This window comes from Arenimonas sp. GDDSR-1, from assembly GCF_025980345.1.
GTDB lineage: Bacteria > Pseudomonadota > Gammaproteobacteria > Xanthomonadales > Xanthomonadaceae > Arenimonas.
The window spans coordinates 1-17,401 of the sequence record NZ_JAPDUI010000038.1 but is presented as its reverse complement, the minus strand read 5'-3'; the positions used below and the strand labels follow the sequence as shown (position 1 = coordinate 17,401).

Sequence of the window (17,401 nt, the reverse complement as noted above, 5' to 3'; positions counted from 1 at the left end):
CGACACCGGCAAGCTGCCGCCGGAGGCGGGCGCGTTGATGGCCTACCGGACGGTAATGAAGCTCAGCCCGGCCCAGGCCCAGGACCTGTACCACACGCTCCTGGCCCTGTACCGGGAGTACGACGCCCTGGCCAAAGCGCCGGGCGACGAGGGCGATTTCTATGCGCTGGTGGCCTCGGCCTACCCCACCACGGCGCAGCAGGCCGCCCCGGGCCCGAAACCCCGGATGAGGGCGCGGCCGACCGCGGAATGAAAAAAGATGTAAAGCGGGCTTGACACGACCCGCATAACTCATGGTAGCGTATGTCAAGCTCACTTGACTAAGCCGCCATGAAACCGACCCTGCTTCCCTGCCAGTCCGCGATGTCGCCGGCCGAAAGCCGCTACACGCGCCGCCTCATGGTGGCCATGGTTCTGTACGTTGCCCTGCTGTTCGGCTCGATCCTGGGCCTCAAATCCTTCGCTGCGGAATGGCCGATCGCCGCCCGCGCGCTGATGGCACTGCTGCCGGTGCTGCCGATTGCCTTGGTGGGCAAAATCTTCATCGACTATCTGGGCGAATGCGACGAGATGATCCGCCGCATCGAACTGGAAGCGGTCAGTCTGAGCAGCCTGATCGTCGGTCTGCTGTTTCTGGCCGCCCTCGGCGGCGGCACCGTAGCGATCTGGGTGTTTCCGCTGCTGTGCGGCATTTACGGCCTGACCAAATGGCTGGCCATCCGCCGTTACCGTTGAGGCCCCCATGCGCACGCCCCTGAAACGCTATTACCTGAAATCCATCCTGCCCGGCCTGCTGTATATCGGGCTGACCATCGGCGCCTACCTGCTGGAGCCCTCGGCGCCCTCGCAGGCGGTCAAGACCGTACTGGCCGTGCTGCCGCTGCCGCCCTTGGTATGGATTTTCTGGCTGTACTTCCGCTACCTCGGCGAATGCGACGAGCTGGAACGCAAAATCGAAATGGATGCCATGGCGGTGTCCTCGATGACCGGGCTGCTGGCCGGCTACACCCTCTTGCTGCTGTACGACTTCCAGGTGCTGGACGTGAACACGCGCGAGATGCTGTCGTTACTGGTGCTGATCATCGGCCTGGCCTACATCATCACCCGCTATATCGGCATCTGGCGCTTCCGGGTATGAAGAGCCGCGTCCGGCAACTGCGCGAACAATTCGGCTGGTCGCAGGCCGAGCTGGCCGAGCGCCTGGAAGTGTCGCGGCAGACCGTGAACGCGATTGAAACCGAGAAGTACGATCCAAGCATCAAACTGGCATTCAAACTGGCGCGCCTGTTCGAACTGCCGATCGAAACGATTTTTCAGGAGGACTGAACATGCAGGACAAACACAAGAAATGGCTGAATGCCGCGGTGCTGCTGCTGGTGGCGGCGTGGGTGGCCAAACCGTACCTGATCAAGGACAGCGCCAAGGCCGACAAGCCCAAGGCCGCCGTGGCCAAGGTCGACAACAGCCGTCTGCTCGGCAGCATCCGCTTCACGCCGTGCACGCTGGCCAAAGGCACCGAATCGCTGATGGCCTACTGCGGCACGCTGCAGGTTCCGGAAAACCACGATGCGCCCGACGGCCGCAAGATCACGCTGGCCATTTCCTGGCTGCCGGCCAGCGGCGACGCCGAGCCGGATCCGATTTTCATGCTCGCCGGCGGCCCCGGCCAGGCCGCACGCGGCAGCTTTCCGATGGTGGCCGGCGCATTCGCCGAGGCGCGCAAAAAGCGCCACATCATCCTGCTCGACCAGCGCGGCACCGGCGATTCCAGTCCGCTCAAATGCGTGAATGAAAAAGGCGAAAGCTCGGTGGTGGATGACGAGGATTACAGCGCCGATGCCGCCGTCAACTTCGCCAAGCGCTGCGCCGCGCAATACGCCGGCAAGGTCGATGTCGCCCAGTTCAGCAGCTCGGACGCCATCCGCGATTTGGATGCCGCCCGCAAGGCCATCGGCGCCGAGAAGATCAACCTGATCGGGATTTCCTACGGCACGCGCATGGCCCAGCTGTATGGCAAGCGCTATCCGCAGCACATTCGCACCATCACCATCGACGGCATCGCGCCGCTGGAAACCGTGCTTGGCCAAGAGCATGCGAAGAATCTGGAAAGCTCGCTCGATCTGCAGTTCGCGCAATGCAGCAAGGACAAAGCCTGCCGTGAAAAACTCGGCGATCCGCGCGCGCAGTTGAACACCCTGCTGGCCACCCTGGCCAAAGGCCCGGTGCCGGTGCACTACCGCGACGCCATCACCGGTGAATGGAAGGACGGCCAGTTCAGCAGCGGCCATCTGGCCATGCTGACCCGTCTGCTGGCCTACCAGCCGCAGGCCGCCAGCCTGCTGCCGCTGCAGTTCGCCGAAGCCAACCAGGGCCGCGTGGATGCGCTGATGGCGCTGAGCGAAATGGTGACCCACGATATTTCCGACCAGATCATGCACGGCATGCAGCTGTCGGTGATGTGCGGTGAAGATGCGCCCGATCTGGTGGTCGATCCGGAAGACGGCAAACGCCTGCTCGGCACCGGACTGGTGGACCTGCTGAAAGCGCAGTGCGCGGTCTGGCCGCACAAAACCCGGCCGGCCGATTTCCGCACGCCGCTACAGGGCGATCTGCCGGTGCTGATCCTGTCCGGCGAGTTCGATCCGGTCACCCCCCCGCGCTATGGCGATCTTGTCGCCAAGCATCTGCCGAATTCCAAACACATCATCGCCAAAGGCCAGGGCCACAACGTGCTGCCGATCGGCTGCATGCCCAAGCTGTTCGCCAAATTCCTGGAAAGCGCCGACGCCAAACACCTGGACGATGCCTGCATCAAAACCCTGACTTACGCACCGATGTTCACCGGCCTGAACGGCTGGGAACCCTGAGGACTCGCCATGATTACCGTCAACGATCTGCATAAACAGTTCAAAACCAAAACCGGCACGGTGCACGCCGTGCAGGGCGTCGGTTTCACCGCCCCGGATGGCCAGATCACCGGCCTGCTCGGCCCGAACGGCGCCGGCAAGACCACCACGCTGCGCATGCTGTACACCCTGATGCAGCCGGACACCGGCAGCATCGAGGTCGACGGCTTCTCGGCCGCCGCCGACAGCGTGGCCGTACGTACGCGTCTGGGCGTGCTGCCGGATGCGCGCGGCGTGTACAAGCGTCTGACCGCGCGCGAGAACATCGCCTACTTCGGGCGCCTGCACGGCATGAGCGAAGCGCTGATCGCCGAACGCACGGAGCGGCTGGTGGCGGCGCTGGGCATGGCCGAATTCATCGACCGCCAGTGCGAAGGCTTCTCGCAGGGCCAGCGCACCAAGACCGCGATCGCGCGGGCACTGGTGCATGATCCGAAAAACGTCATCCTCGACGAACCGACCAACGGCCTGGACGTGATGACCACCCGCGCCCTGCGCGAATTTCTGCTGCAATTGAAGGCCGAGGGCCGCTGCGTGATCTTCTCCAGCCACATCATGCAGGAGGTGGCCGCGCTGTGCGACCGCATCGTGGTGATCGCGCACGGCAAGGTCATGGCCAACGGCACGCCGGACGAGATCCGTGCCCAGACCGGGGAGGCCAACCTGGAAGAAGCCTTTGTCAAAGTGATCGGCAGCGAGGAGGGCCTGCACGCATGAACGCCATGATTGCCGTAATGAAGAAAGAACTGCTGGATCTGTTCCGCGACCGCAAGACCGTGGCCATTTCCCTGCTGATGGGGCCGCTGCTGTTTCCGGCACTGATTCTGGGCCTGGGCAAACTGGCCAGCAACCGGGTCAGCACGCAGCTGGAAAAACCACTGGAACTGCCGGTGATCGGTGCCGAGCACGCGCCGAATCTGGTGCACTGGCTGTCCGGCCGCAATGTCGTGATCAAACCGGCGCCGGCCAACCCCGAAGGCGAAATCGCCGCGCAGAATGTCGACGTGATTCTGGTCATCTCCAAGGAGTACGCCGAAAAATGGCGCGCCAGCGAACCGGCTCCGGTCGCGATCTGGCACGACAGCTCGCGTGACGATGCGCGCATTCCGGTCGAACGGGTTTCCGGCCTGCTGGAAAACTACGGCCGCAGCACCGGCGCCCTGCGTCTGCTGTCGCGCGGGATCAGTCCGAGCGCGACGCAGGCGGTCTTGGTGGAACGCAAGGATCTGGCCACGCCGGAAAGCCGCATCGGCCAGGCACTGGCATTCCTGCCCTATCTGCTGATTCTGAGCGGCTTTCTCGGCGGCGCCTATCTGGTCATCGACGCCACCGCCGGCGAACGCGAACGGCAGTCGCTGGAACCGCTGCTGGCCACGCCGGCCGCCCGCGGGCTGATCATGAGCGGCAAGATTCTGGCGGCCTGCGCCTTCGGCATGCTGACCCTGCTGCTGACCCTGCTGTCGTTCAAGGCCGCATTCCTGCTGGCGCCGAGTCTGGGCATCAAGCTGTCCCTGAGCTGGCTGCAGATCGCGCAGATGCTGCTGGTGCTGGTGCCCATCGTGCTGATCGGCACCGGTCTGCTGACCGTGATCGCCGCCGGTGCCAAATCGGTCAAGGAAGCGCAGAGCTACATGTCGATCCTGATGATGCTGCCGATCCTGCCGACCGTGATCCTGATGGTCAATCCGATGAAGAACGCGCTCTGGCAGTTCGCGGTGCCGTTCCTGGCGCAGAACCAGATGATCCTGAAGGTCGTGCGCAGCGAAACCATCCTTCCGGCCGAGTGGGGCGTGTATCTGGCCTGCGGCTTCGGCCTGGGCGCGGTGCTGTGGTGGATCGCGGCACGACGCTACCACAACGAAAAACTGGCGGTTTCGGCCTGAGTCCGGCGCCATGCGCAGCGTCGACTTCCTGATCTGCGGTGCCCAGAAATGCGGCACCACCGCGCTGGATGTCTACCTGCGCCAGCACCCGCTGCTGTGCTTTCCGGCGAAAAAGGAACTGCACTACTTCGACGACGATGCCGCCTTCGCCGGCGGCGCGCCGGATTACGCCGCCTACCATGCCTGGTTCGCGCCGGAAGCCCGGCACCGGCTGCTCGGCGAAACCACGCCGATCTATCTGTACAAACCGGACGTGATGCCGCGCATCCGCGCCTACAATCCGGCCATGAAGCTGATCGCGGTACTGCGCCATCCGGTCAGCCGCGCCTACTCGCACTGGAACATGTTCCGTGCCCGGGGCGAAAGCACCGTCGGTTTCCGTGAGGCGCTGGAGCGCGAATTGGCGATCATGGCCTCCTCTGCCAACGGCGAGGCCTCCGGTTACACCTGCATCCGGCGCGGCCTGTATGCGCAGCAGCTGACGCGCCTGTGGCAGCATTTTCCGCGCGAGCAGACCCTGATCCTGCGCCACGAGCGCCTGCAGGCCGAACCGGAAGCCGTGCTGGCACGGATCTGTGATTTTCTCGGCGTGCCGCGCCTGCAGGGCATCGCGCCGCGCCGCGTGCATGCCTATCCCTATCCGGAACCGATGGCCGAAACGGACCGTCGATTGCTGTTGGACTGTTTCCGGCAAGACACCGAACACCTGCAGCAGCTGCTGGGCTGGGATTGCAGCGCGTGGCTGTGCTGAGCCGGCCGGTTTTTTTCATGCTGGCCTTGGCTGCCGGCAACGCGCAGGCCGGCGACGGGTTTTATCCCGACTTCCAGAAACTGTCGGCCGCGCTTTACCAACAGCAGCCTGAACCGGCGGCTTGCCGGGCAGGCATCCTGCACGACGCGCAGCGGCAACAGGTGCTGGATACACTGAACGCCATCCGCAAACTGCACGGCCTGACCCCGGTGCAGTATGAGGACGGCGAACAGGATGCCGTGATGCAGACCGCCTTGCTGATGGCGGCCAATGGCCGCATCGATCACGCACCGCCGCCGCAGTGGCGCTGTTGGACCGCGATAGCCGCCAAAACCGCCGGCGCCAGCCTGCTTAGCGGCGGCGTCACCGCCGCCAACATCGCCTTCCATACCCCGGAGCAGGACATCATCGTCTGGCTGACCGATACCGAAGCGCGCTCTGTCGCCGGGATCGGCCACCGGCGCTGGCTGCTCGATCCGTTCCTGAAACGCATTGCTTACGGGCGGGTATCCGGCGCCGTCGATGGCCGCAACCAGAGCGTGGCTTCGGTGCTGAAAATCATGCGGCCGGAAAAAACCGCGGTGCCGGCCATCGGCCCGGAACTGATCGCTTACCCCGTCGGCGACTATCCGGCGCGTTTTTACACCGAAGGCGCGCCGCTTTCGGTGGCGTTGATGATTGATGCCGGAACCAAGTCGGGCAATGCCGCCGTCGATTTTTCGCAGACCCGGATCCAGGTGGTGCCGGCATCGGGAAGACCGCTGCGGGTCAGCGGCGTGATCGCCGACAACCGCTTTTACGGCCTGCCGAACAGTCTGCAATTCCGCACCGGAGCGTTGATTGCCGGTGAGCGCTACGCGGTTACGCTTGAGAACGTCCGCGTGCAGGGCCAACCGAAAACCTACCGCTACTGGTTCCGCATAACGCCCTAGCCGGCAACGACGCGGTTGCGGCCGCCGTTCTTGGCCGCATACAGATGGGCATCGGCTTTGGTCACCAAGCGCTCGTGATGCGCCGTTTCGCCACGCTCGACCAGACCGAGGCTGGCGCTGAGCGTCAAACCGGGGGCGAAATCGCTGCAATCGATGGCCTGCACCGCCTCGCGGATGCGCTCGCACAGCGCCAGGGCCTCCGGCAGCGACTGCTGCGGAAACAGCAATGCGAATTCCTCACCGCCCCAGCGCGCGCACAGATCGCTGCCGCGCCGGCGGCCGTGGCTGGCATCGCCGAGCACGCGGCGCATGGCCTCGGCCACGCGGATCAGGGCCTGGTCGCCGGCGTCGTGCGAGAAGGTGTCGTTGACGCGTTTGAAGTGATCGATGTCGAGCAGGGCGAAACAGAACGGCGTACCGGCCGACACCGCGGCGCTGAATTCCTGCTGCAGCACTTCATCCATGCTGCGCCGGTTCGGCAGACCGGTCAGCGCATCGGTGCGTGCCTGCCGGGCAAAGGCCTCGGACTGCTCGCTGATGCGCAGATTGAGCTGCTCGAGTTCGGCGTTCTTCTCGAACAGGGCGCGCGTGCGTTCCTCGACGATGCCGCTGAGTTCGACTTCACGCGCTTTCAGCTGGCGGATGCGGGCACGGAACAGCCCATAGATCAACAACGCAATCAGGGCCAGCAATGCCGGAATGAACCAGATGTGCTGGTAGAACTTGGGCGCGATCTCGAACGGCAGGCTGGCGCCGTCCTTGCTCCACGGTCCGCCGCGCACCGAAGCGCTGACCCGGAACGTGTAGCGGCCCGGCGGCAGGTTGGTGAACTGCACGTTGCGCAGCTGATCGCGGTCGATCCACTGGTTGTCGAAGCCTTCCAAACGGTAGCGGTAACGGATCTGTTCGGGCGTGCGGAAGCTCAGGCTGACGTAAAACAGTTCCAGTTTTCGGGTGCCCGAAGGCAGCTTCAGCAGGCCGTCGGCTTCGACCGGCTGGTCGTTGACCATCACGCTTTCGATCACCACCGGCGGCGGGGCCACCTGATAGCGCGCCAGCTCGTCGGGCTGGACGATGGCGACGCCCTTGGCGGTGGCGACCCAGATGCTGCCGTCGCGCGCGCGCAGCGCGGCCGGTCCGGCGCTGCCGTTGCATTGCGCACTGCCCATGCCGTCGGCTTCGGCGAAACTGACCGGATTGACGCGGGCGATGCGGCCGCTGGCGGCGGCATCCATTTCGGCGCGGGTCACGTACACCACGCCGCGGTTGGAGGTCAGCCAGAAATTGCCGTAGGTGTCGGTCACGATCTGGAAAATGGTCGCGACCGGCAGCCCCTGGGGCGTACCGACCACATCGATGCGGCCCTGGCGCAGACGAAGCACGCCGCGGTCGGTGGCGATCCACAGGGTGCCGTCGGCATCCTCGGCGAATCCGAACACGTCTTCCGCCGCCTGATATTTGGAGATGTCCAGCCGTCCGGCCTTGCCGTTTTCAATGTAGCCCAGGCCGTTGGCGGTGCCGACCCAGAGCCGGCCGCTGCGGGCGCGGAAAAGGCTGAGGATGAAATCGCGCGGCAGGCCGTCCGCTTCACCGAAGCGTTCAAGGGCGGTGCCGCGCTTGTGGTATACGCCGCGCGAAGTGCCGACCCACAGGCTGCCGTCCACGTCTTCCAGCAGCGCACGGATCTGCGAACCGTAAAGCGGGTTGCCGTTTTCGATGCTTTCACGGACCACGCCGTTTTTCCAGTTGATCAGTCCGGTGGAATACATGCCGACCCAGACGCTGCCGTCCTTGCTCGGCGCCAGACTCAGGATGGCATCGTCTTTCAGGCTGGGATGGTCCTGAACGGCGCTGATGCGTTCATTGGCGTACCGGTTCAGGCCGCGCGAAGTCCCGATCATCAGGCTGCCGTCACTGGTTTCGGCGATGGCGCGCACGTAGTTGTCGGTCAGGCCCTGGTAGTTGTCGAGGGTGACGAACGGGGTATCGGCGAAACGCACCAGGCCGGCGTTGCTGCCGGCCCAGAGATTGCCCTCGCGGTCGCTGTACAGCGCGCTGACGCGGTTATTGGGCAGTCCGTCGGTGGCATCGAGCGCTTCCAGGCCGCGCGCGCCCATGCGCAGGATGCCGCGGTTGACCGTGCCGATCCAGAGATTGGCTTCCTTGTCGATGCTGAGGCTGATCACGGCCTCATCGGGAAATCCGGGCACGGCTTTGAACTCGCCGTTGCGCACGGTATACAGGCCATGATGGGTGCCGATGTACAGGCCGCCCTCCGGCGATTCGAGCATCGCATACACCGCGCCGTGCGGCAGGCCCTGGGCTTCGTTGAAGGTCTGGATGCGGCCGTTCTGGATGCGTGCCATGCCATCGGCGGTGCCGACCCAGACTGCCTTGCTGCCGTCCATGTAAAGCGCATACAGGCGTTCGTTGGGCAACCCGTCTTTGGCGTGATAGGTGCGGATTTTGCCGTCGCGGCCGATGCGCGACAGGCCCTGGCTTTCATGCGCGACCCAGACCGCGCCTTCGCCGTCTTCGATGGCGGCCATGGTTTCATTCTGGGCCAGACCGTCTTCCTTGCCGTAGGTTTTCCAGTGCCCGCGCGCGCGTATCGAAACCCCGCCGCGCGAGGTCGCCACGATCAGCCGGCCGCCGGCGCCGGTGCTGACCGAACGGATGCCGTGATCGCGCAGCTCGGGAACATTCTTCGGCGAGAAGATGCGGAAATCCTGGCCGTTGTAGCGCACCAGACCTTCCCAGGTCGCGAACCAGAGATAGCCCTCCGGGGTCTGGGTTACGGCATTGACCTGATTGTGCGGCAGGCCGTTGCGGGTGGTCCAGGTTTCCCGCGAATAGGCCGACAACGGCTTTTTGTCCAAGGCCTGCGCCGGCCCGGTCAGCAGGGCCGCCAGAATCAGGAGTACTCTCGAAATTCGAAACACCGGTGCCGTCCCCTCGTTCATCCGTGCTTTCTGGCCGCTAGTGTAAGCCATCGACGGCAATTGCGTGCGCTAGAATGAGGGTCCGACCCGCCCGGATTCTGGAAGCCTGGAACGCGCATGAACCCTACCGAGATCGCCATCGCGCCGCGGCCGGCCGTCAACGACGTGCTGGCGCGTGACATCGCCGACGCCCTGTTCGGCATCCGCGGTCCGATCCGCGAACTCGGCAGTTCGCAGGACCGCAACTTCCGGATCGACACGCCGGCCGGTGCGCGCGTGCTGAAAATCGCCAACCGCAGCTGGGGCCGGGCCAGCCTGGAGGCGCAGAATGCCGCCATGCGCCATGTCGCCGAACGCGATCCGGGACTGCATGCCCCGCTGCCGTTCGCCGCGCCCGATGGCGGCATGATTCAGCAATGGCCGGTCGGTGACGACCGCTTGCTGGTGCGCCTGCTGTCGTATGTGGAAGGCAGCCCGCTGACCGGCACCCGTTATCTGGCGCCGGAAGTCATCACCGATCTCGGCAACATCGCCGGCCGCCTGTGCGCGGCCCTTGCCGATTTCGAGCATCCGGGTCTGCAACGCGCAGTACAGTGGGACCTGCGCGAGGCCGAGGCGGTGATTGCCGCGCTGAATGCCGACGTTCGCAGCGCCGACCGCCGCCGGCAGATCATCCGGGCCTGCGCCGAAGCCGCGCGCCGGCTGCAGCCGCTCAAATCCGGGCTTCCGCTGCAGGCCATCCACGGTGATGCCACCGATGACAATGTCGTCGGCCCGCGCGATGCCGCCGGTCGCGTACGTCCCGACGGCGTCATCGACTTCGGCGATCTGACGCGCTCGTGGCGGATCGGCGAACTGGCCATCACCTGCTCGTCGGTGCTGCACCACCGGCCGGAAGCGCCGTTCGAAATCCTGCATGCGGTACGTGCCTTCCATCAGCATGCGCCTTTGAATGAAACCGAAGTGGCGGCGTTCTGGCCGCTGATGGTGCTGCGCGGCGGTGTGCTGGTGGTCAGCGGTGAACACCAGGCCCGGCTCGATCCTGACAATCCTTCCGTGCTGGAACCGATTGAAAACGAATGGCGTCTTTTCGAAGTGGCGGCGTCCGTGCCGTTCGCCTTGGCCGAAGCGGCGTTGCGCGAAGCCCTCGGTTTCGGTCTCGATGCCGATCAGCAGCGCATGTGCAATGCGCTTGCCGGATGCGCGCCGCTGTTTCCGGCCGTCACCCAATTCGACAGCCTCGATTTGTCGGCGAACAGCCCGCTGTTGCACGCCGGCGTCTGGCAGGAGCCGCAGGCGGAAGCCCGGCTGCTGGCCAAAGCCGCGTTCCGTACCGGCGCAGCCGTCACCCGCTACGGCGAATGCCGGTTCACGCGCACGCCGCCGCTGTCGGAACAGTCTCCCGAAAACATCGCGCTCGGCATCAGCCTGCGCGTTCCGGAAGGCAGCGTGGCACAGATGCCGCTCGATGCCCGGGTGGAATCCGCCGATGAGCGACAACTGGTCCTGTCCTGCGCGGCAGGCAGGCTTTATTTGCAGGGCCTTGCACACACGCTTGCGATCGGCGATGCGGTCAAACGCGGGCAGATATTCGGCAGCAGCACCGCAGCGGCCGTGCATGTGCAGCTGTGTCTGAGCGAAACGCTGGAACCGCCGCGCTTCTGCCGGGTCGATACCGGCGCGGCATGGGCGGCGCTATGCCCGGACCCGTCGTATCTTCTGGGCGGCCGATTCGCCGCCGAGTTCCCGGACGGCGATGCGCTGATGGCGCGACGCAAGGCCGCTTTCGCGGAAGTGCAGGTGCACTATTACCGCACGCCGATGCAGATCGAACGCGGCTGGAAACAGTATCTGGTGGATACCTCGGCGCGCGCCTATCTGGACATGGTCAACAACGTCGCGGCCATCGGCCATGGCCACCCGCGGCTGGCCGAGGCCGTGCACCAGCAGCTGCTGGCGCTGAATACCAATTCGCGTTTCCACTATGCCGCCGTCGCGGAATTTTCGGAGCGGCTGGCGGCGCTGGCGCCGCCGGGGCTGGATACCGTATTGCTGGTCAATTCCGGCTCGGAAGCGGTCGACCTGGCGCTGCGCATGGCGCAGACCGTCACCGGACGTATGGATATCGTGGCGGTGCGCGAGGCCTATCACGGCTGGACGCTGCTCTCGGATGCGGTGACCACCTCGGTGGCCGACAATCCGAATGCGCTCGGCACGCGGCCCGACTGGGTGCATCTGGCGGCGGCGCCGAACAGTTACCGCGGCCGTTACCGCGGCTCCGAAGCGGTCACGGGGTATGCCAGTGAATTCCGTGCGCTGATCGACGATCTTGCCGCGCACGGCAAGCCGCCGGCCGCATTCATCGCCGAACCGGCGTTCGGCAATGCCGGCGGCGTGCTGCTGCCGAAAGGCTATCTGGCGGCCGCCTATGCAGCCATCCGCGCACACGGCGGTCTGTGCATCGCCGATGAGGTGCAGGTCGGCTACGGCCGGCTCGGCCACCACTGGTGGGCGCACGAACTGCAGGGCGTGACGCCGGACATGATCACCGTGGCCAAGGCCATGGGCAACGGCTATCCGCTCGGCGCGGTGATTACCACCCGCGCCATTGCCGAGGCGTTCGCGGTGCAAGGTAGCCTGTTCTCTTCGGCCGGCGGCAGCCCGGCCTCCTGCGTGGCCGGCATGACCGTACTGGATGTGCTGCGCGACGAAAACCTGCAGGTCAACGCCGCCGTGGTCGGCGATTATCTGGCGGCCGAATTGCGCGATCTGCAATCGCGCTATCCGTTGATCGGTGCAGTGCACGGCATGGGGCTGTATCAGGGCGTGGAACTGGTGCGCGACCACCACAGTCTGGAACCGGCCACCGCCGAATGCTTCGCCATCTGTGAACGCCTGCGTGAGCTCGGCATCATCATCCAGCCGACCGGCGAGCGCAACAACGTGCTGAAAATCAAGCCGCCGATGTGTCTGAGTCTGGAGGATGCCGAGTATTTCATCTGGCAGTTCGAGCGCGTGCTGTCGGAGGGCTGGTGATGGCCCGCTGTCCGTGGTGCGGCGAGGATCCGCTGTATGTCGCCTATCACGACAGCGAATGGGGCGTGCCGGTGCACGATGACCGCGTGCTGTTCGAGTTCCTGATTCTGGAAGGCGCCCAGGCCGGATTGAGCTGGATCACCATCCTGCGCAAACGCGAAAATTACCGCAAGGCACTGCACGGATTCGATATCGATCGCCTGGCGCGTTTCACCGAAAAGGATGTGGCACGGCTGATGCAGGACGCCGGCCTGGTACGCAACCGGCTCAAACTTGAATCGCTGGCCCGCAATGCCCGCGCCGCGCAGCAGATCATCGCCGAATTCGGTTCGTTGGATGCGTATTTCTGGGGCTTCGTCGGCGGCAAGCCGCTCATCAACCGTCCCGCTTCCATGGCTGATATCCCGGCGCGCAGCGCGGTCTCGGATGCGCTGAGCAAGGATCTGCGCAAACGCGGATTCAATTTCGTCGGCAGCACCATCATTTACGCCTTCATGCAGGCGGTCGGCATGGTCGATGATCATGTTCGCGGCTGCCCGCAAGCGCGCCGTCGACCCTGATGATCCGGCTCAGATCACGGCGATTTCAACATCCTCGAGGCTGACCGTCTGCCCGCTGCGGATCTTGGCGGTTTTGCGCAGCTCCTGGCGGCCATCGACCGAAACGGCGCCGCTGGCTACGATCTGTTTTCCGATGCCGCCGCTGTCGCACAGCCCAACCAGCTTCAGCAGCTGGTTGAGCTCGACGAATTCACCTTCCAGTTCAAACCGGACCTTGGGCATCAGTTGAATGCGAAGGTGCGGCGGATGGTGGTGGTCTCGCCGTTGCCGCGGTACTTCCAGCGCCGAACCGTGCTCTGTACGGTCTTGTCGAAAACATTGCGCGGCGAGGCACTGATGATGCGCACGCCGGTGACATCGCCGGCACCGTTGATGGTGATTTCGGCGACCACTTCGCCCTTGGTACCCGAAGCCAGGGCTTCACGCGGATAGGGCGGCTGCGGCGTGCTGATCGGCACGATGGCGGCCTTGGCGGCGGGCTGCTGGGCCACCGGTTCCGGCGGCGGCGCGGCTTGCACCACCGGCGCCGGGGCCTGCACCACCGGTGCCGGGGCCTGCACCACCGGTGTGGCGGCGGGTTGCCCGGCGGTGGCTTCTTTGGCCTTCCTGGCCGCTTCTTCCTTGGCCTTGGCGGCATCGGCCAGAGCTTTGGCTTCGGCGGCGGCCTTGTCTTCTTCTTCGGTGGCGGCGCTGGCTTCGGCCGCGGCCTGACGGGCCTTCATTTTTTCCAGATCGGTTTTGACCCGCGCCAGCGCCGGGGCATTCGGGTCGGCGAGACGGATCAGGCCTTCCAGACGCAGGGCCTCACGGTCGTCGAATTTGGCAATGGCCTGATCCATGCCGATGACGGCATACGGCACGATGTCGGTAATGGCCGTTTCCACCGATTCATCCGGGGTCTTCAGCTTCTGACGCAGGGCCAGATAGTACTCGAGCGCGCTGTTGCCGCTGGGCTTGACCCAGCGCTGCTCCATCACCGCTTTCCGGGCGCGATCGCGGAGGTCTTTTTCCGGCCACTGCACCAGCCGGTCAATGGAGGTCTGTATTTTCTGCTTATGGACCTTGGCCGCGCTTTCAGCCGCCGCCTGCTCGTCTTTCTTGTCGGAACAGGCCGTCAGACCCAGGCAAAATGCCAGAATCAGTAGTGAATTCAAGCCTGTACGCATAGATGCTTTGTGATATTTCATTCGAATGTTCCCCCGTAGACCTTATAGAACAGTCAATTTTAAAGAGCTTGTCAAGAAATTTAACGGTTTTTTACGCATGGCACTCGACAAAGTGTTAAAAAACTCTTAATAATGAGCAGGTAATACCTGTTTTATTTTTCGCTCGGACACGGGTGAGCGCTTCAAAAAAAACTATATCTATATCGACCAAAGGGTGAATCTCATGATCAATCGTAAAAAACTCAGCGCCGCTGTACACAGCGCCCTGGTTTTGGGCGCCGGCGCCTTGCTGGCTCCGGCCGCACAGGCCCAGGAAGAAGCCAAAACCATCGACACCGTCCAGGTCACCGGCTCCCGCATCAAGCGCGTTGATGCCGAAACCGCCAGCCCGGTGTTCCAACTCGAACGCGAAGCCATCGACAAGACCGGCGCACTGACCATCGGTGATTTCCTGCAGGACATCCCCGCAGTAGCCGGCGCCGCCACCAACCCGGCCGTCAACAACGGCGGCGGTACCGGTGCCGCCACCGTGTCCCTGCGCGGCCTCGGCGATGAACGCACCCTGATCCTGGTCAATGGCCGCCGCATCGTCACCCGCGACGTCAACGCCATTCCGATGTCGATGGTGCAGACCGTGGAAGTGCTGAAAGACGGCGCCTCCGCGATTTACGGTTCCGACGCCGTCGGCGGCGTGGTCAACTTCATCCTGAAATCGAACTTCGACGGCCTTGAAGCGCGTGTCGATTACGGTCTTTCCTCGCGCCATGACGGCCAGCGCCAAGGCGCCAGCGTCACTTGGGGCGCCTCCGGCGATCGCGGCAACATCATCGTCAGCGCCAACTACAACAAGCAGGACGAAGTTCGCGCTTCGGCCCGCGCATTCTCCTACTACGCGTTGTCGCTGGGATCCACCTCCAGCACCGGCGTGGTGCAGGGCGGCTCCAGCCGTGCGCTGACCGGCCGCTACTATCTCGATGCTTCCACCCCGGCAGGTAATTACTACGCAACAACCGGCGGCTGCGGTGTCAACACTTCCAACAACACGGTGAACGTCACACTGATTCCGGGCGCTTCCGGTACGGCCTTGAGTGATTTCCGCTGCTTCAGCTTCGGCCGCGATTCGTTCAACTACCAAGCTGTTGGTAACCTCGAACTGACCCCGCAGGAACGCTCGGGCCTGTTCGTAACCGGTAATTTCGACATCACCGACAACGTCACCGCCTATGTCGATGCCTTCGCCAACAAGACCCGCTCGGCCTCGCAGATCGCGCCGCTGCCGTTCGACGGCCTGTCCGACGGCATTTCCCTGTCGCAATACAGTCAATACAATCCGTTCGGCCAGCAGGTCAACGACATCCGCCTGCGTCTGAGCCGTTTGGGCAACCGCCGCTATGAATACGTGACCGATGTGACGCAGCTCAACGCCGGCCTGAAAGGTGACTTCGCCGACACCTCTTGGTCCTGGGACACGAACATCAGCTACGGAAAGATTAAACAGAATAATGATAATCAGGGCTACATCGATTATGTTGCCTTAGAAAAAGCACTCGGACCATCACAAGGCGGCGTCTGCTACACCGACGGCACCTTCACCACTCCGGTTCCGGGCTGTACCCCGATCGACTTCGTCGGCAACTTTGATCCGAACAGCGCAGCCGGCCAGGCCCAGCTGGCGGCACTCGATGCCATCAGCCTGGATGTGCTGCACAAGCAGGTTGAAACCCAGAAGGGTTTCCAGGCCAACTTCAGCGGCGATCTGTTCGAGCTCGGCGGTCGCACCGTGCAGGCCGCGGTGGGTGTGGAGTACCGCAAGAATGCTCTGGAATTCGATCCGTTTGACGCCGCCATCGTTGATCCAAGCGCTGATTACACCTGCGGCATTTCCTCGGAACTGTGTACCGCGCCGACCAAAGGCAGCTACACCGTGAAGGAAATCTACGGCGAGGCCCTGATTCCGATTACGGATACCTTCAACGCCTCGTTCGGTACCCGCTGGTCGGATTACTCAACCTTCGGCAGCACCATCAACAGCAAACTGGGTCTGGAATGGCGTCCGTCGGAACAGCTGTTGTTCCGCGGCACCTACGCGGAAGTGTTCCGCGCCCCGACCATCACCGACCTTTACGGTGGTTTAGCGGCAGCATCGGATGGCTTCTCGGATCCCTGCAACGGGATCAGTCAGGTCGGCGGCGGCATTTCGACCAATCCGGCCTGTGCCAACGTCACCGCCGACGGCACTTTCCGCCAGTCGGACACGCAGTTGAACGCGATCAAGGGCGGCACCGATACGCTTCAACCGGAAGAGGGCACCGTGACCACCGTTGGTTTCGTGTATGAACCGTCCTGGTTCGACGGTTTCTCGACCACAGTCGACTTCTGGAACGCCAAACTGGATAATGCCATCGGCACCATCGGCACTCAGAATATCCTCAATGCTTGTTTCAGCAGTACCGCCGCCAACCCGTCGCCGGTATGTTCACTGTTCAGCCGTCGTCCGAGCGGTGAAGTCGAAATCCTGTTCGATCGCCGCGTAAACGTCGGTAAGTACGACACCTCCGGCGTTGACATCGGCTTCAAGTACCGCAAGGACACCTCGTTCGGCAAGTTCCGCGCCAGCCTGGACGCGACCTACCTCGACAAGTTCGACGTGGACGTGATTTACAATGGTGATTTAATCGCTCAACAGCAAAACGCCGGTACCTTCCTGTCCTCGGCCAACGGCGGCATGGGCAACTACAGCCAATGGCGCGCCCTGGGTAATCTGGGCTGGAGCAAGGACATCTACGATGTTTCCTGGACCATGCGTTATGTGGACGGCTTCACGGTCGGCAGCACCGAACCGGACGGCACCTGCGCCAACCTCGGCGTTCCTGCCGGCGATCCGCGTTGCCAGTTCTCGATCGGCGCCTACACCTACCACAACCTGCAGTTCGGGGTCAGCATCGACAAGGTCAAGTTCCGTCTGGGCGTCGACAACGTGTTCGACAAACAGCCGCCGCTGATTTACCAGAACAACTCGCTGAACGGCAACACCGACGAACGCACTTTCGACACCGTCGGTCGTTACTACTGGTCGAGCCTGACCGTCAACTTCTGATAAGCCACCATCGGAAACCGAAACCGCAGCCTCCGGGCTGCGGTTTTTTTTCGGGTGTTGCTGATACACACTGGGTACCCACAGGGAGGCTCACCATGCGATTTACAGCCCTTTTGCTCCTGCTCCTG

The 17,401-nt window shown here is 63.7% G+C and carries 15 protein-coding genes; 12 read left to right on the top strand and 3 right to left on the bottom strand.

Annotation, left to right across the window (positions count from 1 at the left end):
- The 9 genes from Q0W88_RS07350 to Q0W88_RS07310 form a co-directional block, all read left to right on the top strand.
- On the top strand, nucleotides 1–253 hold a 253-nt coding region (locus tag Q0W88_RS07350; RefSeq protein WP_297801720.1), incomplete at its 5' end, for a hypothetical protein.
- A 77-nt stretch (nucleotides 254–330) separates the two neighbouring features.
- A complete protein-coding gene (locus tag Q0W88_RS07345) occupies nucleotides 331–735 on the top strand; it encodes a hypothetical protein (RefSeq protein ID WP_297801718.1) in 405 nt (134 codons plus the stop codon).
- Nucleotides 736–742: 7 nt separating this feature from the next.
- The gene (locus Q0W88_RS07340; RefSeq protein ID WP_297801716.1) at nucleotides 743–1,138 is read left to right on the top strand and encodes a hypothetical protein; all 396 of its coding nucleotides are present in this window, start codon (nucleotides 743–745) and stop codon (nucleotides 1,136–1,138) included.
- Nucleotides 1,135–1,326: a helix-turn-helix transcriptional regulator gene (locus Q0W88_RS07335; RefSeq protein WP_297801714.1), complete on the top strand. Its 192-nt coding sequence runs from the start codon at nucleotides 1,135–1,137 to the stop codon at nucleotides 1,324–1,326. Before Q0W88_RS07340 ends, Q0W88_RS07335 begins: the two co-directional genes overlap by 4 nt.
- 2 nt (nucleotides 1,327–1,328) lie before the next feature.
- Nucleotides 1,329–2,867, top strand: coding sequence for an alpha/beta hydrolase (locus Q0W88_RS07330; protein ID WP_297801712.1), 1,539 nt, complete (start codon nucleotides 1,329–1,331; stop codon nucleotides 2,865–2,867).
- Nucleotides 2,868–2,876: 9 nt separating this feature from the next.
- Nucleotides 2,877–3,623, top strand: coding sequence for an ATP-binding cassette domain-containing protein (locus Q0W88_RS07325; protein WP_297801710.1), 747 nt, complete (start codon nucleotides 2,877–2,879; stop codon nucleotides 3,621–3,623).
- Nucleotides 3,620–4,789, top strand: a complete 1,170-nt coding sequence (locus Q0W88_RS07320) for an ABC transporter permease (protein ID WP_297801708.1) — start codon at nucleotides 3,620–3,622, stop codon at nucleotides 4,787–4,789. Before Q0W88_RS07325 ends, Q0W88_RS07320 begins: the two co-directional genes overlap by 4 nt.
- 10 nt (nucleotides 4,790–4,799) lie before the next feature.
- Complete coding sequence (locus tag Q0W88_RS07315; protein WP_297801706.1) at nucleotides 4,800–5,540, top strand: sulfotransferase domain-containing protein; 741 nt, start codon at nucleotides 4,800–4,802, stop codon at nucleotides 5,538–5,540.
- Nucleotides 5,528–6,472: a CAP domain-containing protein gene (locus Q0W88_RS07310; protein WP_297801703.1), complete on the top strand. Its 945-nt coding sequence runs from the start codon at nucleotides 5,528–5,530 to the stop codon at nucleotides 6,470–6,472. Before Q0W88_RS07315 ends, Q0W88_RS07310 begins: the two co-directional genes overlap by 13 nt.
- Here the strand turns inward: Q0W88_RS07310 and Q0W88_RS07305 are convergent.
- Nucleotides 6,469–9,465 carry a ligand-binding sensor domain-containing diguanylate cyclase gene (locus tag Q0W88_RS07305; RefSeq protein WP_297801701.1) on the bottom strand — a complete coding sequence of 999 codons (2,997 nt, stop codon included), beginning with the start codon at nucleotides 9,463–9,465 and terminating at the stop codon, nucleotides 6,469–6,471. The genes Q0W88_RS07310 and Q0W88_RS07305 overlap by 4 nt on opposite strands.
- A gap of 66 nt (nucleotides 9,466–9,531) precedes the next feature.
- Here Q0W88_RS07305 and Q0W88_RS07300 point away from each other — a divergent pair, with 66 nt between their 5' ends.
- Nucleotides 9,532–12,450 (top strand): aminotransferase, encoded by a 2,919-nt coding sequence (locus tag Q0W88_RS07300; RefSeq protein ID WP_297801699.1) that lies wholly within the window; start codon nucleotides 9,532–9,534, stop codon nucleotides 12,448–12,450.
- Entirely contained in the window at nucleotides 12,450–13,010 is a 561-nt protein-coding gene (locus tag Q0W88_RS07295; protein ID WP_297801697.1) for a DNA-3-methyladenine glycosylase I, read from the top strand. The genes Q0W88_RS07300 and Q0W88_RS07295 overlap by 1 nt, the downstream gene beginning before the upstream one ends.
- A 9-nt stretch (nucleotides 13,011–13,019) precedes the next feature.
- Here the strand turns inward: Q0W88_RS07295 and Q0W88_RS07290 are convergent, their stop codons facing one another.
- Together Q0W88_RS07290 and Q0W88_RS07285 are read right to left on the bottom strand one after the other, a co-directional pair.
- Nucleotides 13,020–13,232 carry an RNA-binding S4 domain-containing protein gene (locus Q0W88_RS07290; RefSeq protein ID WP_297801695.1) on the bottom strand — a complete coding sequence of 71 codons (213 nt, stop codon included), beginning with the start codon at nucleotides 13,230–13,232 and terminating at the stop codon, nucleotides 13,020–13,022.
- A complete protein-coding gene (locus Q0W88_RS07285) occupies nucleotides 13,232–14,176 on the bottom strand; it encodes a TonB family protein (protein ID WP_297801692.1) in 945 nt (314 codons plus the stop codon). Before Q0W88_RS07285 ends, Q0W88_RS07290 begins: the two co-directional genes overlap by 1 nt.
- A gap of 223 nt (nucleotides 14,177–14,399) precedes the next feature.
- Between Q0W88_RS07285 and Q0W88_RS07280 the strand changes: the two genes are divergently transcribed.
- Nucleotides 14,400–17,273: a TonB-dependent receptor gene (locus tag Q0W88_RS07280; RefSeq protein ID WP_297801690.1), complete on the top strand. Its 2,874-nt coding sequence runs from the start codon at nucleotides 14,400–14,402 to the stop codon at nucleotides 17,271–17,273.
- Nucleotides 17,274–17,401 lie beyond the last annotated feature (128 nt).